Genomic DNA, 25,932 nt, shown 5'->3' on the forward strand with positions numbered 1-25,932 from the left:
GGCTGCGGGCTCTCACCGGGCGCAACCGGTCGATTGAACCCCTTCCCGCCGCCGTGTGCACAGAATCCTACATTTGTGATCTATATGTACATCATCACCTCTTTGGGCGTATCGGATAACTCATCACCTGCTTGACGGATAGCTCAAATAGGGCAAAGGTGTATGTATACGTCGTAAACGTACGACGGAGTCACTGTATCCGAGGAGTCCGCGATGACGGCATCGGCAACCACTGGCCTGCGCACCCTGATCGTGGGCGCCGGCGAGGCCGGGCGGGCGCTGGCCCGGGATCTGCTGCGCATCTCGCAGTTCGGGCTGCTGCCGCTCGGTTTCCTCGACGATGACCCGGCCAAGTGCGGCCTCGACGGGGTGGAGGTGCTGGGCGGGCTCGACGACGCCGCGGCGACCGTCATCGAGCACGGCGTCGAGGTCGTCGTGGTCGCCATACCGGAGCTCTCCCCCCAGCGCTTCCGCCAGGTCGCGCGGGCGGCGGAGGCGAACGGCGCGAGCGTGCGCTACCTGCCGTCGTTCGTCGCGGCGCTGCGCCGGGACGTCGTCGGCGACGACATGCGCGCCCTGGACGTGCGCCGGCTGACCGGCCGCTCCGAGATACCCGTGGTCAGCCACCGGACCGGCGCGATCATCACGGGCAAGCGGGTCCTGGTGACCGGGGCCGGTGGTTCGATCGGCAGCGAGTTGTGCCGTCAGGTGCGCGTCTTCGAGCCCGGCCGATTGTTCCTGCTCGACCATGACGAGTCCCATCTGCACCGGCTCGGCCTCGAGCTCTACGGCCGCGCGCTGCACGACGACATCGTCATCTCGGACATCCGCGACCGGGCCCGCATCGACCAGGTCCTCGCCGAACTCCGCCCGGACGTGGTCTTCCACGCCGCGGCGCACAAGCACCTGCCGCTGCTGGAGCGCCACCCTTGCGAGGGCGTGAAGTCGAACGTGCTGGGCACGCAGAACCTCGTACGCGCCGCGTTCGCGGCTCACGTCGAACGGTTCGTTCTGATCTCCACGGACAAGGCCGCCGATCCGGTCTCGGTGCTGGGCGCCACCAAGCGGCTCGCCGAGCTCATCGTGCAGGCGGGCGCGGGCAGTTCGACGGTGCTGACCGCCGTGCGGTTCGGCAACGTGCTCGGCAGCCGCGGCTCGCTGCTGTCGGTGCTGGCCGAACAACTGGGCTCGGGCAGGCCGCTGACGGTCACCCACCCGGACGTGACGCGGTTCTTCATGACGGTGGAGGAGGCCGTCGGGCTGGTCCTCGAAGCGGCCAGGATGGCGGTCGGCGGCGAGGTGTTCGTCCTGGATATGGGCGAGGAGGTGCGCATCCTCGACCTGGTCCGCGCGTTCGCCCGGACGATGAACGTGCCGGACCCCGAGATCCGCTTCACCGGCCTGCAGGCCGGGGAGAAGATGCGGGAAACGCTGTTCTCCACGCAAGAGGCCTACGCCCCGACCCGCCATCCGCGGATTCTCGCCGCCACCCCGTCCTCCCGGCCGGCCCTCGCCGCCGCGCTGCGCCCGCTCGAGGCTCTGTACGAGGCGGCGGCCCGCAACGACCGGGCGGAAACCCGCCGCATCCTGGCCCGCATGCTGCCCGGCTTTCCAGCGCAACTCACGGAAGTGGAAACAGCTCATGCGGTGCGTCGTTGAGTCTCTTCAGTACGCCGAGCAGTTCTGGGTGCTCGGTCAGCCTGCCGCCCTTGTACTCCCACGAGAACGTCAGCTGCCCCTGCCAGTCGGAGCGCTGCCACTGCGCGATCATTCCGGTCAGCTCGGCGGCCGTCGGCCAGCGCCACTGCTCGTACGAGAAGGCCTGGAGCATGCCCATGTAGCGGGTGACCCCCGCCTTGCGCAGCCGGCTCACGGCCCGCGGGATCTGCGACCAGTCGCACGGCTTGTCGGCCAAGCAGGGATACACGTCGACGCTCATCATGTCCGTCGTGTCGCGGAACGCCGTGAACTGGTCGGGATCATCCACGTTCACCAGCGTGAAACGGTCGGTGTCCGGGTCGAGGGAGCGTACGAGCGCCGACCGCTCGCGCACGTCGGCCGCGGCCCCGGGGCAGTTGAGGTTGGTGTTGGGCTCGTCCGCCACGAAGTATCCGGCGATCCCCTCGGAGCGGGTCAGGTCGTAGCGTGCGAAGCGCTTCCTGAGCTCCGCGTCGCTCCAGTTCCAGACGCAGCGCGCCTTGTCGTACCCGCCGAGCCACACCAGGGCGCGCTGGCCGGTAGTGATCTTCGATACGTGTTCGGGCGTGACGTCGATCAGCGAGTAGCCGTAGCGGACCGTGGCCGGATCCGTGGTGTTGAGCGCCACGGAGAGAAACGGCCGTGCCGATGCGGAGTCCTCCTGCCCGCAGGAGAGCGTGACCGCCAGCAGCAGACCGGCGGAGAGGATCGCCCGGCGTCTGCGCCGCCGCCCGCGCCGGGCGTGGAGGTCGGCCATGGACTTGCATGCTCCGGGCACTGGACCACCCCCACAATCCTTGCAATTCCGACAAATGCCGTTTGTGATCTTACTGAGGAAGTGCGATGGAATTCAATGAAGCTCTGCGCCGTGTAGTCGGCGGCCATTGGCGTCTGCTCGTGCTGTGCGTCGTCGTGCCGATGCTGGTCGTGGGCGCCCTCGAAGCCGGCAGCGCACGTATGTACGTCTCCAAAGCGCGCGTACAGGCGTCCGCCACGCTGCCCACGACCGACGTCCAGGCCAACGCCATGCTCAGCCGTGTAAGGGCCGTCACCACCAGCGGTTCCGTCGTCAACGTGGCCCTGAAGCAGGCACACATCACCGACCGCAGCCCGGCCCAGGTGGCCCACGAGACCAAGGTCTCCCGGCTGGGCGGTTCCTCTGTGTTCACCGTCAAGGTCACCGACCGCGATGCCAGGACGGCCGAGAAACTCGCGGGCGCGATTTCGGAGCAGCTCGTGGACTTCGTCAACGGCTCCGGAAACCTGCTGATCACCCAGCTGACGGACCGCGAACACTCGCTGCAGTCGGAGCGGTTGCGCGTAGCCGCGCAGCTGCCGGACGCCAAGAGCGCGACGGAGTCCGGGCAGCTCACCGCCCAACTCGGCTCCCTGGACCAGCAGATCCTCGATGTCCAGGGCTCGCTGCGCGCGGCGCAGGGCGCCGGTCTTGGCGACAGCACGGGCTCGCTGCTGTCCTCGGCCGATGACGCCGTGCCGGTGGCCCGACTGAGCGGCACCGATCTGGCACTGTCCGGTGCGGTCGGGCTGGTGACGGGCCTGCTGATGGTGACACTGATCGAGCTGGTCCGGCCGCGCGTGGCCGGCCAGGACGCCTTCGGCCGGGAGCTCGACACTCCCGTGCTGGGCCGGCTCCCCGGATCCCGCCGCCGTACCAGCGGGGCGGGCCCCGGCGCGCGGCCCGTGGTCGACACCGACACCGTCGTCGCACTGCGCCGGGCCGCCGCCCGCACCGGGGCGGGCACGGTCGTGCTGACCGGGCCGATCAGCGACGAGCGCCTGGCCGGCCTCGCGCAGGAACTGGAGGCACGGCTCGCAGTGGCGGTCGGCTCCCCGGGAACGGGGCTCCGCTCCGGCCGCGCGGGTGGTCCGCACACCGCGGGACCGGCGTCGAAGGGGAACGACGGGCACGAGCGACCGGGAGGCATCGGGAAGCTCTCCCAGGCAAGCGGGGCCACGACGGTCCGCAACGACCGGGGCGGCCGCGGGGCCACAGCGGTCCAGGAGCGCTCGGAGGCCCGCGAGGGCACGGCCGTGGCGGAGAGCCGCGTCGCACGTGTCGCCGGCGCGGCTCGGTCCGAGGTCCACGCCCTCCGGGTGCGTGCACTGCACCAGGTGGACGACGCCGCCGACGGCGCCCGGCACGTCCTGGTCGCGGTGGAGCCCGATCTTCCGCCGTACACCGAACTGCGCCGGGTGCGGAACCTGGCGGCCGCGACCGGCTGGCCGGTCATCGGTGTCCTGGGCGATCCCGCCCGGAGCCGGCCGCGGCGCCACAGCCGCTTCGCCAAGGCGGCCGGATCGGGGCAGGACTGATGCGCGCCATGCTGATCCAGGCAGGGGAACGGCTCCTGATCGACTGCCGCTGGGCCGCTCTCTCCCGGCTGCTGGCCGAGGGAGGAGCCCGAACCTGGCGGCCTGCCGACGGACGCCCCGCCGACGTGCACGTCGAGGTGCAGTCTCAGCACACCGCCTTCGACGTCAGCGGCTGGGCGCCGCTCACCCGTGGCGCCCACGCCCGGGACGGCTCGGTGGTGCTGTGCAATGCCTGCGGCAGCGGGTTCGACCTGCGTCTGACCGCTGCCACGGGGCAACTGAGGGTGGAGGCCCGGTGGCGGCCGCCAGTACGGGAGCACGTCGCTGCACGTCTGCTGCGCTCGCGTTTCCATCTGCTCGCCCGCGCGGTGCTGTTGCAGTACCCCGCGCTGTGGTGGGCCGGGTGCCGGGGGCGGGTGCCGGTGCACGCCTGCGCGCTGACCGTCGGCCCGTCCGTGCCGCTGCTGGCCGGGCCGGGCGGGACGGGCCGGTCGACACTGCTGCTGGGCGCCGTGGCGTCCGGGGAACACGCCTGCTCCGACAACCTGTGCGTCACCGACGGCGGGGACGCCCACGGTCTCGTCGAGCCGATGCGCGTCGACGGCGGTGGCGGTCGGCGCATGGCCTACGGGCGCACCGAGCGCCCCCTGCCCGGGCGGGTGGACAGCCTGCGCCCGGACCGACTCGTGGTGCTGCGCAGAACACCCTCGGGGCGTCCGACGGTGCGTCCCCTTGCCCCTTCCCAGGCGGCGCGAGTACTGGTCGCCGGCACGTACATGGCCGGGGAACTGCGCCGTTACTGGCCTTTCGCGGCCGCCCTCGCGCTGGGCACCGGCCGGGGGCCTGCCCACCCGCCCGTCGAAGTCGTGGCCCAGGACATAGCCCGGCGGCTCCCCGCACACGAGATCGTGCTCGGAGACCAACCGGAGGAAGGTCTCGCCGCGCTGTACGGCCTCGCGGCCGAGGCTCCCGCGAGGACGGAGGCACTGCCATGACCAGACTGCGCGTGGCCACCGTGGTCACCCGTTTCGAGGCCGGAGCCGGCATCGTCGCCCTGCGCGGCGCGCAGGCCCTGGACCCGGCCGCCTACCGCACGACGATCATCACCGGCAGCGGCGACCGGCTGCTCGGCCTCGCCGCCGAGTCCGGCATCGAAGTGGTCGTCGAACCCGCGCTGCGCTCGCCGATCGCCCCCGCCGACGACCTGCGCGCACTGCACCGGCTGACCCGCCTCTTCGTGCGGCGCGGTTTCGACGTCGTACACACCCACAGCGCGAAGGCGGGAACGCTGGGGCGGCTTGCGGCGCACCGGTCCGCGGTGCCGCGCATCGTCCACACGTTCCACGGGCTGCCGTACCACGAGTTCCAGTCCGCCACGCGGCGCGGCGCGTACGTCAGGATCGAGCGGCGGGTCGGGCGCTTCACCGATGTGGCGCTGTGCGTGGGCTCGGCCGTGTCGGTCGAGGTGGTACGCCGCGGCCTGGTGTCTCCGGAGCGGGTGCGCACCATCGGTGTTCCGGTGGACCTCGACGCGCCGGCCAGGACGTCGGCCACCTGTGCGCGCGCCCGCCAGGCGCTCGGCCTCACCTGCCCGGGGCCGGTGGTGGGTGCCGTCGGGCGCCTCGCCTACCAGAAGGACCCCGAGACCTTTGTCCGCGCGCTGGCCGCACTGAACCGCCCAGGCCTCACCGGACTATGGGTCGGCGGTGGCGAACTGGCCGATCGGGTGAGGGACTTGGCTGTCCGCGAGCGAGCGCCGGTGGTGCTCGCCGGGGAGCGCTCCGATGTCCCGGACCTGCTGCCGGCGTTCGACGTGTTCGCGCTGCCGAGCCGGTACGAGGGGCTTCCGGTCGCCGTCGTCGAGGCGATGGTGAGCGGGGTTCCCGTCGTGGCCACGGCAGTCAACTCGGTGCCGGACGTGGTGGTGCCGGGCCGTACCGGGCTGCTCGTGCCCCCGCAGCGGCCCGACTTGCTAGCCCTGGCGATCGGTCACCTGCTGGACCACCCGCGGGAGGCGGCCCGACTGGCCGCCGACGCCCGTGCGCACATCGGCGACGCGTTCAGCGGCAAGGCGCTGGGCGAAGAGCTCGCCGCCGCTTACACCCCACCGGACGAACTGCCCTGAACCCGAGGAGTACCCGTGCGTGTCGACATCATCAGCGGGCCGGTCAGCGGCTCACGAGCCGACCTCACCGTGTTCGACAGTGCCGAGGCGCCGGCCGATCCGAGGCTGCTCGCCCGGCTCCGCCGGGGCACCGAGACCGCGGACCTGGCCGCGCCGCCGGTAGTACTGCCGGACTTCTGCCACAAGGGCAAGTCGGAGATGCCCTCAAGCATCGCGGTGGCCACCCGGGGAGCCATCCGGCCGGTACTCACCGACGCCGCGCTGAACTGCGGCATGGCACTCGCCGTCCTGGACGTGTCCCGCCCCTCCGCGGCCGCCGTCGAGGAGTTCTACCGACGGGTCAGACAGCGGTACCCCGACCCGCCGCGCTGGAAGTTCGAGCTGTCCCGCTCCGAGGTGCTGCGGGCCGCCGTCGAAGGCGCGCCCTTCGCAGCCGAGCGGTTCGGCGTCGACGCGGCGGACATCGAGCGGATCGAGGAGTTCGGGCGGCTCCCGGTCGAGGAGTACGGCGGCGCCCGCCGCGCCCGCCGCGAACTGCCCTGGCTCTGTGTGCAGCTGGCCCGGCTGCGGTTCGGCGGCATCGGCCCGAGCACGCACTTCCTGGAACTCCAGGAGGTCGAGGAGGTCCTGGAACCGGAGATCGCCGAGCGGCTCGGTGTGCACCAGGGGCAGGTGACCGTGCAGTTCCACAACGGCGGCGGCGTGCTGACCGGCCAGATCGGCGAGCTGTACGCACGCCGGCAGGCCGCCTCCCGGCTGCTGCGCACGGAGATGGCCCTGCAGAAGCCGCTGTCGCACCTGCTGCGACCGGGCGGCGTGGCCGAGGCCCGGCAGCGGTACGCGGCGTACTTCCAGCACGGCTGCCCCTCGCTGCCGATCGAGGGCGACGAGGGCCGACGGGTGCTGCTCGCCCAGCGGCTCGCCATGAACTACGGCTTCGCCTACCGCCTCGCCACCTACGCGTCGCTTCGGTCCTTCGCACGCGTCGCCTTCGGGGCCGGCCTGCGGCTCGTGGTGGACTCCCCGCACAACTCCGTCTACGAGGAACTCGTCGACGGAGAGCCTGCATTCGTGCACCGCCACAACGCGGCCCGCGCCTGGACGCCCGAGCTGATGGCAGGTCACCCCGCCTTCGCGCGCACCGGCCAGCCACTGCTGGTGCCCGGTACGAACCGCACCTCGTCGTTCCTGTGCGTCCCGGCCCCGCAGGCCGGCCGCAGCCTCTACACCGCCTGCCACGGAACCGGCAGCATCATCAGCGAGTTCGAGCGCAGCGGCCGCAGCGGACCGGACCCCCGCCACCGACACACCCTGCGCTTCACCTACGACCGGGCGACCCCGCGCCACGTGCCGCAACTGGACGACGCCGGGGTCGACGCGGCGGTCGCCATCCTGTCCGGTAACGGCCTGGTCCGGCCGGTCGCCCGACTACGGCCCTTCGCGGTGCTGTCATGACCGCCGCGGCCCCGCCCCGGGACCGGATGTGGCGCGAACTGCTGCCCCCCGGGCGGCGGTACGTGGCCCTGCCCTCGCGCCGGCATCCCGTCGTGGTCGCCGAGGACCGGGCGCCGGTGCTGTCCTACGTGCGCGAGTCTTTGCTGGCGGTGCCGCCGTCGCTCCCGGCGTGGCTCTATCCGGCCGCCCGGGCGGCGCTGGCCGTTCCCGCGGTACGACGCTGTGTGCCGCGGCTGACGGTTCCCGGGCCGGGCGGCGACCATGGACCGGCCGGTACCGCCGACAACGACATCGGGCGCCTGCTCGCGGCCGGCCCCCTCGTGCTGCTGGACCACAGCCACGATCCGAACGCCCGCCTCATCCTGTTGCTGTTCCCGCCCGGTTCGGCGGTGCCCGCACTGGCCGTGAAGGTCCCGACCGGGCCAGGCGGCGTGCCCGGGATCGTCCGCGAGGCCGCGCAACTGCAGGCCATGGCGACGCTGCCGCTGGACGAGACCCGATCGGCCGTGCCCGCCGTGGTCGGCCTGCTGCGGCACGATGGTCTGCCGGCGCTGGCCACCACCGCCCTGCCGGGAGTGCCGATGCTGGTCGCGTACCACCGGCCGGGGCACCACGCACGACCGGCGCCGGTGCGCGCGGACTTCGCCGCCGCCGCGGCCTGGCTGGCCGCCCTGCAGTCGGTCACCGCCGGTGAGAGCGCCCCGCTCGACTTCGCCCCGGGCGTGGCCGAGGTACTGGGCCCGCGCCTGGACGACGAGCGCGCCAGGGAGGAACTGCGCGCGCTGCGCCGCCGTCTGCGGCGGTACTGCGCTCCTCTGACCGCCGTACACGGGGACTTCTGGCCCGGGAACATCCTGGTGCGCGACGGCCGGGTCTCCGGCGTCGTCGACTGGGAGCACGCCCGGACCGCCGGCAGCCCCCTCTCGGATCCCGCGCGATTCGTCGTGGCCTACAGCGAGTACCTTGACCGGCGCACCCGGCCCGGGCATCGGGTCCCCGGCCATCCTGGGCTTGTCTCCGGACAGCCGGGCGCGGCCCTGGCCTACGCGCTGGACGGTACGGGCTGGTATCCGCGCCTGGTCCGCGGCTTCCTCGCGGCAGCGCTGCGACGGTTCGGTCTGCCCCCCGCGTGCGGGCGGGACGCCGTGCTGGCGGAGCTGGCCGCGGTGGCCGCGGAGGCCACGGATCCCGAGTTCACCCGCGCGCAGACCCAGGCGTTCGTCCGCCTCTCCTCGACGGAGGAGGCGTCATGGTCACCGTGACCGCGGCCGGGCTCACACCCGTGCGTACCAAGGCCACCGCCCGGCACGAGGCACTCACGCGCACGACAGCGTTCGTCGCCTGTGCCGCGCTGGTCTTCCAGCCGATCCTGCGCCCCGCGGGCCCCGGCAACAGCTCGCCGGTGGACCTGTTCACCGTGACCACGGTCCTGCTGAGCCTGCTGTGGGCGGCGACCTGCGGCCGGCGGCTCGGCGCCCCGTACGCGGTGGCCGGCGCCCTGATGCTGCTGAGCGGCGGCCTCGCGGGCCTGGCCGGGCCGCTGCCGGGCACCACGCTGATCAACCTGTGCCGGGACACGCTCCTGCTGGCGTGGTGCATCGCGCTGTACAACCTCGCGCGCCGGCCGGGTCTCCTGCGCCTGCTCACCTCGGCGTTCGCCTACGCGGCCGTGGTCTGGGCGTCCGTCCTGGTGGGCGCCAGTCTCGCCCACATCACCGCCATCGAGGGGATCTCCCCGACCGAGGGCGACCGGAAGCTGTTCACCCTGGGAGACCCCAACTACGCCGCCACCTACTGGGTGGTGTCGCTCTTCATGGTGTACGCCGCCCAGCGCCCGCGCGGCCGCGTGCTGCGCTGGTACGGATACGCGATGCTGGTCTGGGCGCTGCTGCTCAGCCAGTCGAACGGCGGCGTCCTCATGCTGGCCGTCGGCCTGGTCTTCCTCGTCGCGTACAAGGCCTGGCGCAAGGGCGGCGCGGTCGCCGCGGCCGTCGTGGTGCTGGCCGTCTCCCTCGTGGTCGGCGGTGCCCTCACCGCGGCTCCCCTCGCCCATGTGCAGGAATGGGCCCGGCTGTCCCAGCAGGCGGAGCTGGTCAACACGGTGGGCCGCAGCGGGGCGAGCTCCGAGCAGCGCGGCACGCTGGTGCAGGAGAGCGTCCAGCTGTACGGGCAACACTGGCTGACCGGCACTGGCCCCGGTTCGACGAAGCAACTCCTGACGGACGGCCAGTTCGCCTACGCCAAGGAAGCCCACGACGACTACGTCGCGGCCCTCGTCGAACGCGGCCCGCTCGGCGTGGTGGCCTTGCTGACGCTGCTGTCGTCCGCGGCCTGGCGGTCCTCCCGAGTGCTGCGTGCGCCGCCCGGCACCGGCTTCGCCGCCCAGGTCCCCCGCCCGGCCGGGCTCGTCGCGGCGCTTCTCGGCCTGGTCGTGGCCGGTGCGTACTACGAGGTGCTGCACTTCCGGTTCCTGTGGATGGTGCTCGCGATGGTGGCCGTACTGGCGTCGGATCCCGAGCCCGACCACCCGGGCCTCCCACAGGCACACGGAGGCGGGCCATGACCAGGACCGCGGGCCAGGACCACGGGAGCGGGCGGCAGGCGCCCGGCCTGGGGCGCCGCAGCATGGCCGGCAACCTGGCGGCTCAAGGCGCCGCGGTGTGCGTGGTCTTCGTCGCCAGTCTGCTGGTCGCCCGGCTGTCCGGAGCCGAGGTCCTCGGCGAGTACGCGCTGCTCAGGGTGATGCCCTGGCTGACCGGAGTCGTGGTCAGCTGCGGACTGCCGCTGGCGAGCGCCTACTTCCTGGCCGGCGAACAGCGCGACGACCCCCGGCTGCGGCCCACGCTGGCGCTGCTCGCCGTCGCCGGATCGGCGGCCGGTGCGCTGCTGTGGCTGGCCGCGGTGCCGCTGCTCGACCGGTTCTTCACCACCGTGCCGCGCTGGCAACTGACCCTGGTGGCGCTCACGGTGGTCACCCAGCTGCTCACCGTGTGGGGCAAGGCCTGCTGCCAGGGGCAGGCCGACATACGAGGTGCCAACCTGGTCATCGTCGCGGAGGAGTTCCTCTTCCTGCCCGCCTACGGTCTGGCCCTGCTCGCCGGGCTGCACGGCTCCGGCGCGGTCGTCGCCGGGCTCGTCGGTGGCGGCACGGCCGCCACCGCCACCTCGCTGGGCCGGCTGGCGCGTACCGGATTCGCACGCGGCTGGGGCCGGCCGTCGGCGCCGCTCGCCGCCGAGGTGCTGCGCTACGGCGCCCGCGGCCAGCTGGGCAACGTGCTGATGCTGGTCAATCTCCGGCTGGACTTCCTCATCGTGGGCGCGCTGTCCGGCCCCGCCATGCTCGGCGTGTACGCCGTCGCGTCCAAGTTCGCCGAGCTGATGCGGCTGCCGGCCGTCGCCATGCACTACGTGCTCTACCCGAGGTTCTCCCGCGACGGTCCGCGGCTCGCCCGCGAGGAGATGCGCCGCATCCTGCCGAGGGCCACGGCGCTGACCGCCGCGCTGGTGCCGCCACTGGTGGGCGCGTCGGTGATCGCGCTGCCACTGCTGTACGGCCGGGCCTTCCAAGGCGCCGTCGTCCCCGCCTGCGTCCTGCTGGTCGGGCTGGCCGTCGAGGGCGCGGCAGCCGTGTCCACCGCCTATCTGTTCGGCGTCGGCAGGCCCGGGATGAGCTCCTGGGGCATGGGGGCCGGAGTCGTCGTGACCGTCGTACTGGACGCGCTGCTGATCCCCCGGTACGGGGTGGTCGGAGCTGCCGTGGCGTCCAGCATCGCCTACCTGATCACCACCGCGGTGCTGGTGACCCTGACCCGTGTCGTGGCCGCACGCGGCACCCCATCCCGAAGGAATCGCCATGCGCATCGCATCCGCTCGCTCCTCCGCCGTACACCGGCCCGGCCGCGTCGTCTTCATCGGCGCCGTGCACGAGGCCCAGGCGGCGCTCACAGCCCTGCTTCAGTCGCCGCTGATCCGCGTCGTGGCCGTGATCACGCTGCCTGACGAGAACCGGCGCCGGCTGTCGGGCGCCGCCGACCTCCCCGGTGCCGCCCGGGCCGCCGGAGTCCCGCTGATTCGCGAGACCGACCTCAACACACCTGACGTGGTGGCGCGGGTCAGCGCACTGGATCCGGATCTGATGGTCGTCGTCGGCTGGACTCGGCTGCTCGGCCCCGACCTTCTGTCCGTACCACGGCACGGCTGCGTCGGCTACCACGCCTCCCTGCTGCCGCGCCATCGCGGGCGCGCTCCGGTGAACTGGGCGATCCTGCGCGGCGAGACCGTCACCGGCAACACGATGATGATGCTCGACCCGGGGGTGGACACCGGTGACATCGTCGATCAGCGCACTGTACCCATCGGGCCCGAGGACACCTGCGGCACGGTGTACGACCGGGTGGCGCGGGCCGGTGCCGGGATGCTGATCGCGCACCTTCCCGCCCTGCTCACGGGCACCGCGCCACGCTGCCCGCAGGATCCCGCCGAGGGTGATGTGCTGCCCCGCCGCACGCCCGCCATGGGCGTCATCGACTGGGACCGCCCGGCGCGCGCGGTGCACGACTGGGTGCGGGCGCTGACCACGCCGTACCCGGGCGCGTTCGGTGTGCTGCACGGCGAGCGGGTGATGGTCTGGCATACCCGTCTGCCCAGCGGGGACGAGCCCGGTGGGCCGCAGGGCTCGGTGCTCTCCGTGGAACCCGACGGGGTACGGGTCGCCACCCGGGACGGCAGCGTCCTGGTCACCGACATGAGCGGCCCGGACGAACTGCCGCAGCCCGCGGCGTTGTGGTCCCGGCAGGCCGGAGTCCGGCCCGGCGCACGGTTCGAGGCGGTGCCGCCCGAAGTGGCCCGCTGGGTGCTGGGCCAGGGCCCGCGGCCCGAGGCGGGGGCGCGATGAGCACCGTACTCGTCCTGGCCGCGCACCCCGACGACGAGCTGCTCGGCGCGGGCGGCACCCTGGCCCGGCATGCCAGGGACGGCGACGACGTCCACGCCGTCGTCCTCACCGAAGGGGCGTCCAGCCGGTATCGGGAGGGGCTGAGCGAGCAACTCGCCAAGTCGGCTGAGCGGGCGGCGCGAGTGCTGAAACTGGCCTCCCTGGAGCTGTGGTCACTGCCCGACCAGCGGCTGGACGTGCTGCCTCTGATCGAGGTGGTGCAGCAGGTGGAGACGGTGGTCGACGCGCTGCGCCCGGACCTCGTCTACACGCACTTCCCCGGCGACGTGAACTCCGATCACGGGGTCGTGGCCCGCGCCGCCTGGACGGCCTGCCGCCCCTATGTGCTGCCCGGGCTGCGCCGGTTCGCCGTGTTCGAGACCCCTTCGTCCACGGAGTGGGCATGGTCGGCCGACCACCCGTTCACCCCCTCGCTCCACATCGACATCACCAGCACGCTCGACGACAAGCTCGAAGCGATGAGCTGCTACGAGACCGAGGTGCGCGACTATCCGCACCCACGCTCGCTGCGCGCCCTGCGGGAGCGCGCCGCCTACTGGGGCAGCCGGGTCGGGCGCCACGCCGCGGAGCCGTTCCAGGTGCTGCGAGAGGTGTGCTGACCATGGTGACCGCGCGGACCTTGCCGCACACGACGGTGCCGGAGCTGCGCGCGGACACCCGGCTGCGCCGCGCCTTGGACATCGCCGTCGCCCTGGTGCTGCTGCTGGTGCTGCTGGTGCCGATGGTGCTGATCGCCCTTCTGGTGCGGTGCACCAGCCGCGGCACGGCCGTGTACCGGCAGTGGCGCGTGGGGCGCGGGCTGCGGCCTTTCACCATCCTCAAGTTCCGTTCCATGGTCGTCGGTGCCGACCGGGAGGGGCCCGCGGTGAGCGGCGCCGTGGACCTCCGCGTCACGCGCGTCGGGCGGTGGCTGCGCCCCACCCGGCTGGACGAACTCCCGCAGCTGATCAACCTGTTGCGCGGCGACATGACACTGATCGGCCCGCGCCCGGAGGCCGAACGGTTCCTGCCGTACTACACCGCGGAGGAGCTGCGGCTGCTGGACGTCCGGCCCGGCGTCATCGGCCCCGGCGCGCTCTACGCGGCGCAGCGGTGCGGCGAGTTGGACGACGCCGCCCATGCGGAGGAGTGTTATGTGGCGCTGCAGTTGCACCCCAAGCTCGCCCTGGACCTCACGTACCTGCGCGACCGACGGCTCGCCACGGACCTGCGGCTGGTGGCGCGAGCGGTGTGCCTCATCCTGCCTCGTCTCTAGCCGGCCGACTGTGTCAGGCCGCGCGGAATGTCCACGCGTCGCCGCCACGCCGGTGGCGTGCAGGTCGGTCGGGAGCGTGGCTCTGGGGTGACGTACATGGTGATATGGAGCCTCGTGAAGGCGGCGCCGACCCGCCAGGAGTGTTGTCGGACTCGCCGGACTCGTGTGTCACGTCAGGAGGATCCCGTCTCGACCGCGTGCCACTGCGTCCGCAGCTTCGCCTGGTCCAGGATCAGGGCGTACTGTCCGCGGATCATCTCCGACCGGACGACGGGCGCGGTGGTGAAGTGGGCGTCGGACGCGTCCAGGTGGCGCAGTCCGACCACCAGGTCGCGCAGATCGCCGTTTGACATCCGGTTGTCCACGCTCACCGTGCGTGTGATCGCGTCGAGCATCCGGGCGGTCCCCAGGGGGTCGGTGAGGCCGACCTCGCCGCGCATCTCGCCGACCAGGCTGCGCAGGAACTGCTGCTGGTGCTTGATCCTGTCCAGCTCGCCGCCGGGCACGCCGTGGCGCTGCCGGACGTACGCCAGCGCCTCCTCGCCGTGCATGACGTGGGTGCCGGCCGTGAAGTGCTGTTGCAGCACCGGGTCGTAGGAGTCCCTCGGGACCGTCATGGGTACGCCGCCGACCGCGTCGGTGAGGGCCTTGAAGCCGTGCCAGTCGATGACACCGAAGTGGTCGACGCGGGTCCGGGTGAGCTGCTCCACCGTCTGGATCATGAGGGGCGGCCCGCCCCAGGAGAACGCGGCGTTGACCTTCGCCGAGCCGTGCCCCGGGAGGGGTACCCAGCTGTCCCTCGGGATGGACATCACGTGGACGGTGCGTTTGTCGGCGCTCAGGTGCACCAGCATCATGGTGTCGCTGCGCTGGGCGCCGTACCTCCACAGGCGCGTCGTGGCATCGTTGCCGGTGGTCGGCTGCTTGGAGCGGCTGTCGACTCCGGCCAGCAGGAAGGTCGTTCCGCCGTCGTGCTTGGCGGGCTTGGGCGGGCGCGGGCCGGTCGGGAAGGCGTCGGGGATGCGGGTGACCTGGTCGCCGTAGTGGTTGGTGCCCCACCACACGGCGCCGGCGCCGAGACCGACCAGGGCGAGTACGGCGGCGAGGCCGAGCACCAGGAGCGTGCGCAGGAGCCGGTGGCGCCGTTTCGCGACCGGCTGCCTCGGCGCCCACTGCGGCCACGGGCGGTGTGCGGACATCAGAAGTCGTCCGGGTACGGATCTGCGAGCGCGTCGTGCAGTCGGCGGGTCGGCTCAGCCGCGGGAAATCCCGGGAGGAGCCTGGTGAGGATGCGGCGCACATCGGCGTCGTCGTTGCGCTCCGCCGCGGTGTGGAGGGCGGGGAGATGCTGCGCCAGCGGCGCGCTCCGGGCGGTGGGAACCGCGGCAAGGATGTGCGGATGGGAGGTGCGGATGTGCTGTTCCTGGGCCGCGAACAGCGTCTCGTTGAGCTTCTCGCCCGGCCGCAGCCCGGTGTAGCGGATGTCGACGTCCGGGACGTGCACGGAGCGGGCGAACTTGCGGACCAGGTCCACGATCCGCACGGGGCCGCTCATGTCCAGGACGAACACCTCGCCGCCGCGAGCCGTGCGGGCCGACTCGAGGACCAGCCCGACGGCCTCCTCCACGGTCATGAAGAACCGGGTCGCGTCCGGGTGGGTGACGGTCACCGGTGACCCCGCACCCAGCTGCTGCGCCACGACCGACAGCAGCGAGCCGCGGCTGCCCAGCACGTTGCCGAAGCGGACGGCCGCGAACACGGTGCCCGGCGGAGCGTCCTGCTGAGCGTTCCGTACGACGAGTTCGGCCAGCCGCTTGGTCGCACCGAGCACCGACACCGGGTCTGCCGCCTTCTCCGTGGAGATCAGCACGAAGCGCCCGGTTCCGACGGCCGCGGCGGCGCGGACCAGGTTCTCTGTGCCGCGGACGTTCGTCTTCACGCCTTCGCATGGGTACAGCTCGAGCAGCGGCAGGTGTTTGTGGGCGGCGGCGTGGAAGACCACCTCGGGGCGCAGCTCGCGGAAGAGCTGGTCGATGCGGGGGCGGTCCCGGATGTCCGAGATCACCACGTCGTCGGCGTGCAGGGCGTCGCCGTAGAGTTCCAGTTGCAGCCGGTGCAGGTTCGACTCGTCGTGGTCGAGCAGGAAGAGCCGGCTCGGGCCGAAGGCGCGTAGCTGGTGGCACAGTTCGCTGCCGATCGAACCGCCGGCACCGGTCACGAGGACCCGCCGCCCGGCGATCACCGACCGTGCCTGCGGGCCGACCACGTGTATCTCGGCGCGGCCGATCAGCTCGCCCACGTCCAGGGACCGCATGTCGCTGCCCATCACGTCGCGCTGGAGCGCCGCGATGAACGAGGGCAGGTACCGCACGCTCGCCCCGGCGGTCTCGGCAGCCCGCGCGACCCGGCGGAAGCGGTCCGGGGCCAGAGCGGGGATGGCGACCACGACCGCCTGGATGTGGTGCTCGAGTACGGCCGTGCGGGTGTCGTCGAGATGCCCGAGGACGGGCAGGTCCCCGACGGCGGCGGTACGGCGTTTGGCCGGGTCGTCGTCCAGGAAACCGACCGGGTCCAGTCCGAACTCCGGGGTGTGCGCCAGGTCCCGGGCGAGTCCTCGTCCGGCCTCCCCGGCGCCGATCACCAGGGTGCGGAGGCCTGCGGGCCGGCGTCTCCTCGCCCGTCGGGCCAGCCCGGCGCAGACCCGGTCGACCTGCCGCTCGGTGAGCTTCGGGTACAGGGGCAGCGACATCAGCTGCGGAAAGAGCGCGTCCGTGCCCGGGAGACCGCCTGGCGGGATGATCGCCGTGTGCCGGAAGTACGGCATGTGGTGCAGGGGGATGAAGTGCACGGAGGTGGCGATGCCGTGCTCCGCCAGCCGGTCGATCAGTTCGTCGCGGCCGGTTCCGTACTCCTCCAGCACGCGCACGACGTAGAGGTGATGAGCGTGCCGCCCTGGAGTGACGGCGTCGAGCGGCGCGAGTCCGGGGACGGTCTCCAGCGCCGCGTCGTACCGCTCGGCCAGGGTCTGCCGCCGCTCCTGCCCGGCGTCGAAGTGGCGGAGCTGGGCCCGGCCGATGGCCGCCTGGACATCCGTCATGTTGGCCTTCAGGCCGGCCTCCTCGACGGTGTATCGCCAGCTGCCGCCCGGCAGATGACGTCGCCAGGCGTCGGCGGACATGCCGTGCAGGCGCGTACGGCGGATCCGGTCCGCGAGTTCCGGGTCGTCGGTGGTGACCATGCCGCCCTCGCCGATGGGCAGGTTCTTGGTGGCGTAGAAGCTGAAGCAGGTCGCTCGCGACAGGCTCCCCACGGGCCGGTCGCCCACCGACGTGCCCAGCGCGTGGGCGGCGTCCTCGATGACGTGCGTCAAGGGCAGTCGCGCGGCCTGCGCCAGTTCGGCGACCGGTGCCGGGGCCCCTGCGTAGTGCAGGACCATCATCGCCTGGGGGCCGCCGCACGCCCGGGCCGCCCGGGCGACGGTGGCCGGGGTCGGCATAGCGGTGTGCGGATCGACGTCGACCAGAACGGGCCGCAGCCCGGCGTGCAGGACGGCCTCGGCCGCGCCGCAGAACGTCACGGCCGGAACCAGGACGGTCCCGCCGGCCGGCAGCCGTAGGGCGCGCAGCGCCAGTTCGAGCGCTGCCGTACACGAACTCACGGCAACCGCATGCTCGGCGCCGACGTACGCCGCGAACTCCTCCTCGAACAGCTTCGTCTCCCGGCCCATGGTCACCCAGCCCGAGGAGAGCACGCGCTGTGCCCCGCGCCGGGCCTCGGGGCTGATCCACGTCACGGCGAAGGGCACATCCGGTTCCCGGAGCCGCTCGGTCGCAGACGTGCCGTTCGGGCCGGACCGAGCGGCGTGAGTGACCTGATCCTGTCGGGGTCGCAGCCGATGAACTGTCATTTCTGGCTCCCCGCTCCTGGATTTCCTGAGGAGCGCTCCTGGTATTCCTGACGAACGACGGCGCCGCGATACGAACGCCGCGCCGCAGTGCGCCCACTTGTGGCGTATGCTTACGTCGTATACGTACACATTGCGCCGCCAAGTGCGTAGAGTCAACACCAGCGGACAAACAGGCAGGCTGACCATCTGGAGGCAGGGCATGGCCCAGGAGCAGGCCGCAGGACGCGGGGCCGACGAGGAGGCCGGAGCCGTACCGGCCCGCCGGGCCGGCGACCAGGGACGCTATGGCCGGCTCAGCCGGGAGCGTGTGCTGACCAGCGCCCTGGAGCTGGTGGACCGGGAGGGTCTGTCGGCGCTCAGCATGCGCCGTCTGGGCGCGGAGCTCGGTGTGGAGGCGATGGCGCTCTACCGGTACGCGGCGAGCAAGGATGCCCTCCTGGACGGCCTGGTCGAGGCGCTGTACCTGGAGCTGGAGGAGCGTCTGGCCGCCGGGCCGGGTCCCACGGCTGAGGCGCCTTCGTGGCGCACCGGACTCCACCGCATCGCACGGGCGACGTACGAGGTGTGCCTCGAGCACCCCCAGGCAGTCCCCCTGCTCACCACGCGCATGCTGGCCGTTCCGCTCGCGCGTCGGCCGCTCGCTGTCCTGAAGGACCACGAGCGGGTGCTCGCCCTGCTCGGGGAGGCCGGGCTCGACGACGCCCGCACCGTCGCCGCCTTCCAGGCCTTCACCGCCTGGCTGCTCGGCTATGCGTCCGTGGAACTGCGGCCCATGGTGGACAACCCCGAGGAATCGGATCCGGCGTTCCGTCTGGGCCTGCACCGCATGCCGCCCCAGGAACTGCCCGGCCTGCGGAAGGCCGCCCCAGCCCTCACCGAGCGCGGTGGACCGGAGGGGCTGGCAGCGGGACTGGACGCGCTGCTCGATCAGTTCACCGGGACGGGCGAGTGACTCTGCCGCAGTGAGACCTGCGGACATCATGCCGCCTGGCGTTTTGCGTGCTGTCGTGTACGACCGCGTTCACCCGGCCGAGAACCTCTTCGCGCTATGGGTTGACCTGCCTCTCCAGAGCTGCTTATGTAAGTTTACGATGTAAATGTACATCTTTCCTACCATTCTCCGACCACACACCGTCCAAGGAGGGCGACATGCGTTTGACGGTCATCGAGCTCGCGAGCCGCCGACCTGTGCCATGTCCCGGGCGTGGTGTGACTGGCACCGGGGCTGCGCGGTGCCGGCCACAACGGGGCCCTGGCGGTTTGCAGGGCCGACGTCGCCTGGAACCCGGAGCGTCCGCGCGAGGGCTGCGCGATCCAGGACACCACGCGACCGGAACGCATCGTTGCGGGCGTTCGCTCGGCGCGCCGAGGCGCGGCCGGGCGCGGTGTACGTGCCACCCCTGGCCGCCTGCTCGCGGACCGCAGCGTCGCGGCCCTGGGGCCGCTTTCAAGCCCGCCAGCCACGACGTACGGGACTCACCGGCGCTCGCGGTGGCGCAGGAGCCCCAGCACCAGGAACTCGACCCCGCGGCCCTCGCCACCGTGGTGCGCAAACCGGCCATGGTCGACGCCCGCCACACCCTTGACGCCCAGGCCTGGCACCCGGCGGGCCGGCGGCTGTGCGCTCCGGGCCGTCCGCGGCCCGGCTGATCGACAGGAGAAGCCCGTGCGTGTGGTGATTTCCGGTGGAAGCGGCTTCGTGGGATCGCATCTGTGCGAAGCCCTACTGCGCAGGGGCGACCGTGTCTGCTGCCTGGACGATTTCTCCTCGGGCCGCGCGGCGAACGTCGGCCACCTCCTGCACGAGCCCGGTTTCGAGTGCGTCCCGTGCGACGTCACGGCGCGGATCAGAGTCACCGGGAGCGTGGACGCCGTCGTCCACCTCGCGAGCACCGCCTCGCGGTGCGACTGCTCCCGCCGCTCGCTGCAGACGCTGGCCGTCGGCAGCCGGGGCACGGAGAACCTGCTCAGGCTGGCGCTCCGGCACCAGGCCCGCTTCGTTCTGGCCTCCGCCGGCGAGGTCTACGGCGACCCCGAGGCGCACCCGCAGGACGAGGACTGCTCGGGGCGCGTCAACCCCGTCGGACCGCGCAGCGTCTACGGCGAGGCCAAGCGCTTCGCCGAGGCCCTCACCATGGCGTACCGCCGCAGCGAGGGCGCCGACGCCGGCATCGTGCGGATCTTCAACACCTACGGTCCGCGCATGCGGTCGCACGACGGCCGGGTAGTCTCCACCTTCATCCGACAGGCACTGGACGGGGAGGCGCTGACCCTCTTCGGGGACGGCAGCCAGACCCGCGGCTTCTGCTACGTCGACGACCTGGTCGGCGGCCTGCTGGCCATGATCGACACCCATGTGGCCGGTCCTTTCGACCTCGGCGACCCCAGCGAGCGGACCGTGCGTGAGCTTGCCGCGCTGGTGCTGCTGATCACCGGATCGGACCGCGGACTGAGCTTCCTGCCCCTGCCCGTCGACGACCCGGTTTGCCGGCGCCCCGTCATCACGCGTGCCCGCGAAGGGCTCGGCTGGCACCCGAGGACGCCGCTGGAAGCGGGGCTGCGCCGCACCGTCGCCTGGTTCGCGGGCCGCTCGGACACATCCGTACGTCCCCAGGAGCACTCCCCGGCGGGACGGTCATCATGAACGCTCTCACCGTGTGCGGCGGAGCCGGAACCCGCCTCCGCAACCTCTTCGTCGGCGACATCTCCGGCGTCGTCGACGGCTTCCGCCGCGGACAGTCCGACGCCCGCGTCCCGCAGACGCCGGTGCCCGAACCGACCGCCCGAGCTGCCAGGGGTCCGGTCCGCGCGCGACCTGTCACCCAGATGTGGGGACGGAGACACCGATCATGAGCGCACCCATCGAGGACTACGCCCTCCTCAGCGGCCTGGAAACCGCCGCCATGGTCGGCCGGAACGGATCCATCGACTGGCTGTGTCTGCCCCGTTTCGACTCGCCGGCCTGTCTGGCCGCGCTGGTGGGTACGGAGGACAACGGCTTCTGGCGGGTCGCTCCGGTTGCTGCACCCGCTACCTGCCCGACACGCTCGTTCTGGACACCTGGTGGGAGACCACGGAGGGAGCGGTCCGGGTCACCGACTTCATGCCGCCCCGCGCCCAAGTGCCGTGCATCGTCCGTGTGATCGAGGGTCTGTCGGGTGCCGTGTCCGTACGCAGCGAACTGCGCCTGCGCTTCCACCAAGGTCGCGTGGTGCCCTGGGTGAGGGTCACCGACGACTGCACCGTCGCGGTCGCCGGGCCCGACTCCGTGTGGCTGGGCGCGGACGGCCCCGTGCGCGCCCTCGGCAAAGAGGGCTCCACGGTCCTCGACTTCACCGTCCTGGCCGGCCAGCGGCTCGCCCTCACCCTGGTGTGGTCGCCCTCGCACCGCCCCGGGCCGCCCGCGGCGGTGTCCGTCCCGGCGGAGACGATGCTCAAGGAGACCTGCGACCTCTGGCGGCGTTGGGCGGGCCAGTGCCGCTACCAGGGGCCGTGGCGGGACGCCGTGGTGCGCTCGCTGATCACGCTGAAGGCGCTCACCTTCGCGCCCACCGGCGGCATCGTCGCCGCGCCGACCACGTCGCTGCCCGGCTGCATCGGGGGCGAACGCAACTGGGACTACCGGTACTGCTGGCTGCGCGACTCCACGCGCACCCTGTCCTGCCTGCTGCGCAGCGGCTACCGGGACGAAGCGGCGGCCTGGTTGGACTGGCTGGTGCGGGCCATAGCGGGTGACCCGGTCGGCCTGCAGACCGTGTACGGCCTCGGCGGACAGCGGCTGCTGCCGGAGACCGAGGCGCCCTGGCTGCCCGGCTACGAGGGTTCGCAGCCGGTACGGTTCGGGAACTCCGCCTTCGGCCAGTTCCAGCTGGACGTGTACGGCGAGGTCCTGGACACGCTGTACCTGTCCCTGCGGGCGGGCATGCCCATGCCCGCCCATGTGTGGGACCTGGTCGGAGAGATGATGGGCTTCCTGCAGCGGCACTGGCGGGAACCCGACCAGGGCCTGTGGCAGGTGCGGGGGCCGCGGCGGCAGTTCGTCCACTCCAAGGTCATGGTGTGGGTGGCCGCCGATCGCGCCTTGCGCATGGGAGAGCTGCTGGGCCGCAACGGATCCTCGGCCGAGTGGCGGGCCATGCGGGACGAGGTGCACCGGCAGGTCCTCCGGCAGGGCTGGGACGCGAAGCAGCGGTCCTTCGTGCAGTCCTATGGTTGCGCCGACCTGGACGCCTCGGCCCTGCTGATGCCCCGGCTCGGCTTCCTGCCCGCCGGGGACCCGAGGGTGCTGTGCACCGTCCGCGAGATGCAGCGGCTGGACCACGGGGGGTTCCTGTGGCGTTATGCGCCGGGCGGTGACGGTGCCCACGGTGTGGACGGCATGCACGGCCACGAGGGCGCGTTCGTGGCATGCTCCCTGTGGTATGCCGAGGCCCTCGCCGCGTCGGGACACGCCGAACAGGCCCGCGAGGCCTTCGAGCGTGTGCTCGCCGTCCGCAATGACGTCGGACTGCTGTCGGAGCAGTGGGACCCGGACACCGGACGCCAGATGGGCAACGCACCGCAGGCGTTCAGCCACATCGCCCTGGCGGAGACGGCGTTCGCGCTGTCCGCAACACCGTCCCGGATTCCCCGCAGCCGGGAAGCGACGGGTCGGCGTTGATCCGGGTCACCGGCGGCCGGTCGCTCGGTGGCGTGAACCGACCGTCGGTTCCACCGGATCACGCCCGGCGCCGCTCACGGCCGAACTCCCATGAGTCCAGGGGGCGCTGTGGTGCTGCCGCGCCCGCCGCAGGATTGCTGTCGGGCCGCCACAGGATGGCCTCGCTCTCCTCCAGGTTCATCGGCGGGGCGAACAGGTATCCCTGCCCGAACCGGCAGCCGATGGAGGCGAGCAGCTCGCGCTGTGCGTGTTCCTCGATGCCCTCTGCGATCACCGGCAGGCCGAGCGTGTCAGCCAGGTGGACGATTCCCTCGACGAGCGCGACCTGCTTGGGGTCCTCCGGGATGTCGTCGATGAACGACTTGTCGATCTTGAGTACATCGATGGGGAAATCCCGCAGATAGCGCAGTGACGAGAATCCCGTGCCGAAGTCGTCGACCGCGATGCGAACCCCGAGGTCCTTCAGCGCCCGAAGGAGGCCGTCGATGTGGTCGTCCCGCCGCATGAGCACCGACTCGGTCAGCTCCAGCTGCAGTGAGCCCGGATCAAGGCCGGCGGTGTCGAGGGACCTGCGCACCTCGTTCAGGAAGCCCGCGTCCTGCCATTGTCGGGCCGAGACGTTCACGCTGACGTACGGCGGCGGTAGGGGCCGTGGGCTCCGACTCCGCAGTCGGGCGATGTCGGCAGCGGCGTTCCGTAGCACCCAGGCGCCCAACGGCGTGATCTGCCCGGTCTCCTCGGCGAGTGCGATGAACTCGAGCGGTGGGACGATCCCGCGTCGGGTGTGCGGCCAGCGGGCCAGTGCCTCGAAGCCGACGACCTCGCCCACGGTGATGTCCACCACCGGTTGGTAGAGGAGGTTGAACTCCTCATCGGCGATCGCCCGGTCCAGGCGCGCCCGCAGGTCGTGGCGCTCCGCCATGTGGTCACGCAGAACCGGCTGGAAGCGGCGCCACTGGCATTTCCCCGCGTTCTTGGCCGCGTACAGGGCCAGATCGGCGAGGGCCAGCAACTCTTCGGGGTCCGCGCTGTCCCACGCCGTGGCCACGCCCACGCTGGCGGAGACGCTCACCGAATCGTCGGACAACCGGAAGGGCCGGTTGAGGCTCTGGATCACCTGTGCGGCCAGAAGTTCGGCATCGACGGGCTGTCTCGCCCCCTCCATCAGTACCGCGAACTCGTCACCGCCCAGACGCGCCGCGGTGTCGGTGCGGCGCAGCGTCCTCGACAGGCGTTCTCCCACCGTGGTGAGGAGCTGGTCGCCGACCGAATGGCCCAGTGTGTCGTTGACGATCTTGAAGTCGTCCAGGTCGATGAAGAGCAGACAGGTGAGAGTCGACTCCCGGCGGCCACGCAGCAGGGCGCGCTCGGTCCGCTCCAGCAGGAGTGTCCGGTTGGGCAGACCGGTCAGTGGATCGTGGAAGGCCCGCTGGGTGAGTTCGTGCTCCAGCCGACGCTGTTCGGTCACGTCCCGCAGCGTGATCACGAGTCCGCCCACGGTCCTGTCCTGCCGCAGGTCACGGCACCGCACCTCCACTTCGATGCGGCTGCCGTCCTTGAGCACCCACCAGTGGTCGTGGGCCTCCTCCTGCTTGCTGCTGCGCAGGACTGTCAGCGTCCGGTGCACCCGGCCGCGATCCGGCGCGTCCACCAGTTCCTGCAGTGCCGTACCCGTCAGTGCGGCGTTGCCGAAGACGACTTCGGCGGACGGACTGGCGTATCGCACGGTTGTGTCGTCGTTGAGGATGAGGATGACGTCCGAGGCGTTGTGCACCAGAGTGCGGAAGTAGGCCTCGCTCTCCTTCCGGAAGATCTCCCGCCGAAGCGCCACGCGTTCCGCCGCCAGCCCCGCGTACGAGGCCAGGATCTCCAGCGTGCCGCGCATCTCGGTGAGCTGCTGCTCGGGTCCCGCGGCCAGCAGTACGCCAGGCAGGTCCCCGCCGGCCGGGCGGTCGGACCGGGCCATGGGGCACACCAGGGCGTTCGGCAGGTCGCCGAGCCGGCCGGCGATGTCCGGCCCGAGCTCCGGGACGGTGACGAGGAGGGTGCGGGAGAGCGGAGCGGCGGTCCGCTCGCCGTGCGGGGTGCCGTCCGTGCCGGTGCTGCGCCGTTCCCCGGGCGAAGGCGTCAGGAGGGTGTACAGCCACAGGGACTGTGGGGCCGACAGCAGCATGCTCGCGTGCCGGACCTTCGGCCCGAACAGTTCCGTGACCGCCGTGTCGCAGGACTGTTCGATCTCCTGCGCTCTTTCTGCCGCGACGAGTGAGCCGGTCGCCGTGCGCAGTGCCAGTTCGCGTGCCATGGACTGGCGGTGTGCCACGATCACGCCCGCGAGACGGAGGATCACGAGCACGAACAGCAGGCTGGAGAAGGCGGCCGGCGCCCTTGCGTCGTTGACGGTACCCGACCGTTCCTCGAAGAGCAGGACCGCGGGCGCGACCAGCGTGGCCGCGGCGAGCAGCGGGAGCCCGTGCCAGGGCGGGAGGGGAGACTGCGGCCGGCGTTCGGGCTCGGTCAGGTCCCTCATGGAGGGGTGCAGCCCGGCCAGTCCCCAGGCCGTGCAGAAGACGATCCAGCCGGGGGCCGGCCCCGTGCCGGCCTCCCATGAGCCGTCGAGCTGGCGGATCCCGTGGGCGATGTCGAAGCCGAACAGTGTGACAGTGCCCAGGGTGAGCAGCTGCAGGGAGCGTTCGCGGCCGAAAAGGGGACCGGGCACGAGCAGTCGGACCAGCATCGCCAGCACCAGGACGTCACCCAGCGGGTAGGCGATGCGGATCGCGCGCTGCTGCCAGGTCAGGCCCTCCGAAGCGGCGAGGGGCTGCACCAGGTAGACCCAGACCGGCAGCGCCAGCCCGGCCGTGATGATCAACGTGTCCAGCCGACTGGGCAGGTCACGGTCCACCCAGCGGTATCGGACGAGGCCGAACAATCCCGTTGCCAGAAGCGGGTACACAGCGAGGTGGCACGCGTCCGCCGGCGACGGGAACGGATCCGACGCCTGGAAGTACTGCTCCTGCACGCTGTAGTAGGTGTCGCCCGCCGCGAAGGCCAGCAGCCCGGCGGCGAACACCAGCCAGGGCCATCGACGCGTCGGCCGATTGGCGAGGACACCGGTGACGACTGCCAGGGCGCCTCCCAGGCTGATGAGGGCCCACATGGGCGCCCGCAAGCTGGGGATGGTCATGTAGAGAGTCGTGGCGCCCGCGGTCGACGTGACATACACAACCATCAGCCGGCGGGCCGGCAGCAATCGCAAGGCGAGCCTCCCCTGCTCGGAGGAGGCCGGGCGCAATCTCGCGTCGACCTGGGCCTTCTGCATCGATCCTAAGCACAGGAGGCACAGACTGCATCCCGGCACCGGCCGTCAGCTCTCCTGCGACCCCGGCCGCCCGGGGAGACCCCGCGTAGCCGTGGGGACGAGCCGCTGGAAGCGCCAGGCGTCCCGGGGGCGCCGGCCCCAGGCACGCCCCGGCTGCCAGTTGGTCGACGAGTTCAACCGCGCCCTCTCCGGCCATTCCGCCGGCGGAGAGGCGGCCCCCGTCCA

Annotated in this window: 18 protein-coding genes and 1 pseudogene; 15 read left to right on the top strand and 4 right to left on the bottom strand. The window is 72.0% G+C overall.

Annotated elements, in window-relative coordinates; genetic code table 11:
- The first annotated feature begins 213 nt into the window (after positions 1–213).
- Entirely contained in the window at positions 214–1,659 is a 1,446-nt protein-coding gene (locus ACFYZ8_RS14055) for a polysaccharide biosynthesis protein (protein WP_388532477.1), read from the top strand.
- Here the strand turns inward: ACFYZ8_RS14055 and ACFYZ8_RS14060 are convergent.
- A complete protein-coding gene (locus ACFYZ8_RS14060) occupies positions 1,622–2,455 on the bottom strand; it encodes a hypothetical protein (protein ID WP_359029972.1) in 834 nt (277 codons plus the stop codon). The genes ACFYZ8_RS14055 and ACFYZ8_RS14060 overlap by 38 nt on opposite strands.
- A gap of 86 nt (positions 2,456–2,541) precedes the next feature.
- On the opposite strand from ACFYZ8_RS14060, the gene ACFYZ8_RS14065 reads away from it, so the two are divergent.
- Genes ACFYZ8_RS14065 through ACFYZ8_RS14110 form a run of 10 tightly spaced genes read left to right on the top strand, consistent with a single transcriptional unit; the run spans position 2,542 to position 13,821 of the window.
- Entirely contained in the window at positions 2,542–4,032 is a 1,491-nt protein-coding gene (locus tag ACFYZ8_RS14065; RefSeq protein ID WP_388532479.1) for a hypothetical protein, read from the top strand.
- Complete coding sequence (locus ACFYZ8_RS14070) at positions 4,032–5,027, top strand: hypothetical protein (RefSeq protein WP_388532480.1); 996 nt, start codon at positions 4,032–4,034, stop codon at positions 5,025–5,027. The genes ACFYZ8_RS14065 and ACFYZ8_RS14070 overlap by 1 nt, the downstream gene beginning before the upstream one ends.
- Complete coding sequence (locus tag ACFYZ8_RS14075) at positions 5,024–6,157, top strand: glycosyltransferase (protein ID WP_388532482.1); 1,134 nt, start codon at positions 5,024–5,026, stop codon at positions 6,155–6,157. The genes ACFYZ8_RS14070 and ACFYZ8_RS14075 overlap by 4 nt, the downstream gene beginning before the upstream one ends.
- 15 nt (positions 6,158–6,172) lie before the next feature.
- A complete protein-coding gene (locus ACFYZ8_RS14080) occupies positions 6,173–7,612 on the top strand; it encodes an RtcB family protein (RefSeq protein ID WP_388532483.1) in 1,440 nt (479 codons plus the stop codon).
- Positions 7,609–8,874, top strand: coding sequence for a phosphotransferase family protein (locus ACFYZ8_RS14085; RefSeq protein ID WP_388532485.1), 1,266 nt, complete (start codon positions 7,609–7,611; stop codon positions 8,872–8,874). Before ACFYZ8_RS14080 ends, ACFYZ8_RS14085 begins: the two co-directional genes overlap by 4 nt.
- Positions 8,862–10,175 (top strand): O-antigen ligase family protein, encoded by a 1,314-nt coding sequence (locus tag ACFYZ8_RS14090; RefSeq protein WP_388532487.1) that lies wholly within the window; start codon positions 8,862–8,864, stop codon positions 10,173–10,175. Before ACFYZ8_RS14085 ends, ACFYZ8_RS14090 begins: the two co-directional genes overlap by 13 nt.
- Positions 10,172–11,611, top strand: a complete 1,440-nt coding sequence (locus ACFYZ8_RS14095; RefSeq protein ID WP_388532489.1) for a lipopolysaccharide biosynthesis protein — start codon at positions 10,172–10,174, stop codon at positions 11,609–11,611. The genes ACFYZ8_RS14090 and ACFYZ8_RS14095 overlap by 4 nt, the downstream gene beginning before the upstream one ends.
- Positions 11,532–12,506, top strand: coding sequence for a methionyl-tRNA formyltransferase (locus ACFYZ8_RS14100; protein ID WP_388532491.1), 975 nt, complete (start codon positions 11,532–11,534; stop codon positions 12,504–12,506). The genes ACFYZ8_RS14095 and ACFYZ8_RS14100 overlap by 80 nt, the downstream gene beginning before the upstream one ends.
- Positions 12,503–13,165 (top strand): PIG-L deacetylase family protein, encoded by a 663-nt coding sequence (locus tag ACFYZ8_RS14105; protein WP_388532493.1) that lies wholly within the window; start codon positions 12,503–12,505, stop codon positions 13,163–13,165. Before ACFYZ8_RS14100 ends, ACFYZ8_RS14105 begins: the two co-directional genes overlap by 4 nt.
- Positions 13,166–13,167: 2 nt before the next feature.
- The gene (locus tag ACFYZ8_RS14110) at positions 13,168–13,821 is read left to right on the top strand and encodes a sugar transferase (RefSeq protein WP_359029982.1); all 654 of its coding nucleotides are present in this window, start codon (positions 13,168–13,170) and stop codon (positions 13,819–13,821) included.
- A 173-nt stretch (positions 13,822–13,994) separates the two neighbouring features.
- On the opposite strand, the gene ACFYZ8_RS14115 is transcribed toward ACFYZ8_RS14110, so the two are convergent.
- Both ACFYZ8_RS14115 and ACFYZ8_RS14120 read right to left on the bottom strand, forming a co-directional pair.
- On the bottom strand, positions 13,995–15,020 hold the full coding sequence (locus ACFYZ8_RS14115; protein ID WP_388532495.1) for an LCP family protein: 1,026 nt from the start codon (positions 15,018–15,020) through the stop codon (positions 13,995–13,997).
- The gene (locus tag ACFYZ8_RS14120) at positions 15,020–17,614 is read right to left on the bottom strand and encodes a DegT/DnrJ/EryC1/StrS family aminotransferase (RefSeq protein WP_388532497.1); all 2,595 of its coding nucleotides are present in this window, start codon (positions 17,612–17,614) and stop codon (positions 15,020–15,022) included. Before ACFYZ8_RS14120 ends, ACFYZ8_RS14115 begins: the two co-directional genes overlap by 1 nt.
- A 313-nt stretch (positions 17,615–17,927) precedes the next feature.
- Between ACFYZ8_RS14120 and ACFYZ8_RS14125 the strand changes: the two genes are divergently transcribed.
- The 4 genes and pseudogenes from ACFYZ8_RS14125 to ACFYZ8_RS14140 all read left to right on the top strand — a co-directional run bounded on the left by ACFYZ8_RS14125 (position 17,928) and on the right by ACFYZ8_RS14140 (position 22,388).
- Positions 17,928–18,680 carry a TetR/AcrR family transcriptional regulator gene (locus ACFYZ8_RS14125; RefSeq protein WP_388532499.1) on the top strand — a complete coding sequence of 251 codons (753 nt, stop codon included), beginning with the start codon at positions 17,928–17,930 and terminating at the stop codon, positions 18,678–18,680.
- Between the two features lie 539 nt (positions 18,681–19,219).
- Positions 19,220–19,378 (top strand): hypothetical protein, encoded by a 159-nt coding sequence (locus ACFYZ8_RS14130; protein ID WP_388532501.1) that lies wholly within the window; start codon positions 19,220–19,222, stop codon positions 19,376–19,378.
- A gap of 16 nt (positions 19,379–19,394) precedes the next feature.
- Positions 19,395–20,372, top strand: a complete 978-nt coding sequence (locus ACFYZ8_RS14135; protein ID WP_388532503.1) for an NAD-dependent epimerase/dehydratase family protein — start codon at positions 19,395–19,397, stop codon at positions 20,370–20,372.
- Positions 20,373–20,577: 205 nt separating this feature from the next.
- Positions 20,578–22,388, top strand: a pseudogene (locus ACFYZ8_RS14140) (glycoside hydrolase family 15 protein).
- 58 nt (positions 22,389–22,446) lie between these two features.
- On the opposite strand, the gene ACFYZ8_RS14145 reads toward ACFYZ8_RS14140, so the two are convergent.
- Complete coding sequence (locus tag ACFYZ8_RS14145; RefSeq protein ID WP_388533726.1) at positions 22,447–25,617, bottom strand: EAL domain-containing protein; 3,171 nt, start codon at positions 25,615–25,617, stop codon at positions 22,447–22,449.
- Between the last annotated feature and the right edge of the window lie 315 nt (positions 25,618–25,932).

This window comes from Streptomyces sp. NPDC001668 (assembly GCF_042893155.1).
In the GTDB taxonomy this organism is placed as follows: Bacteria; Actinomycetota; Actinomycetes; order Streptomycetales; family Streptomycetaceae; genus Streptomyces.

Bases quoted from the DNA above. Each gene is read 5' to 3' on its own strand.
- ACFYZ8_RS14090 (WP_388532487.1), top strand. From the start codon at position 8,862: ATGGTCACCGTGACCGCGGCCGGGCTCACACCCGTGCGTACCAAGGCC.
- ACFYZ8_RS14065 (WP_388532479.1), top strand. From the start codon at position 2,542: ATGGAATTCAATGAAGCTCTGCGCCGTGTAGTCGGCGGCCATTGGCGT.
- ACFYZ8_RS14110 (WP_359029982.1), top strand. From the start codon at position 13,168: ATGGTGACCGCGCGGACCTTGCCGCACACGACGGTGCCGGAGCTGCGC.
- ACFYZ8_RS14105 (WP_388532493.1), top strand. From the start codon at position 12,503: ATGAGCACCGTACTCGTCCTGGCCGCGCACCCCGACGACGAGCTGCTC.
- ACFYZ8_RS14055 (WP_388532477.1), top strand. From the start codon at position 214: ATGACGGCATCGGCAACCACTGGCCTGCGCACCCTGATCGTGGGCGCC.
- ACFYZ8_RS14085 (WP_388532485.1), top strand. From the start codon at position 7,609: ATGACCGCCGCGGCCCCGCCCCGGGACCGGATGTGGCGCGAACTGCTG.
- ACFYZ8_RS14070 (WP_388532480.1), top strand. From the start codon at position 4,032: ATGCGCGCCATGCTGATCCAGGCAGGGGAACGGCTCCTGATCGACTGC.
- ACFYZ8_RS14060 (WP_359029972.1), bottom strand. From the start codon at position 2,455: ATGGCCGACCTCCACGCCCGGCGCGGGCGGCGGCGCAGACGCCGGGCG.
- ACFYZ8_RS14095 (WP_388532489.1), top strand. From the start codon at position 10,172: ATGACCAGGACCGCGGGCCAGGACCACGGGAGCGGGCGGCAGGCGCCC.
- ACFYZ8_RS14115 (WP_388532495.1), bottom strand. From the start codon at position 15,020: ATGTCCGCACACCGCCCGTGGCCGCAGTGGGCGCCGAGGCAGCCGGTC.
- ACFYZ8_RS14125 (WP_388532499.1), top strand. From the start codon at position 17,928: ATGGCCCAGGAGCAGGCCGCAGGACGCGGGGCCGACGAGGAGGCCGGA.
- ACFYZ8_RS14075 (WP_388532482.1), top strand. From the start codon at position 5,024: ATGACCAGACTGCGCGTGGCCACCGTGGTCACCCGTTTCGAGGCCGGA.
- ACFYZ8_RS14145 (WP_388533726.1), bottom strand. From the start codon at position 25,617: ATGGTTGTGTATGTCACGTCGACCGCGGGCGCCACGACTCTCTACATG.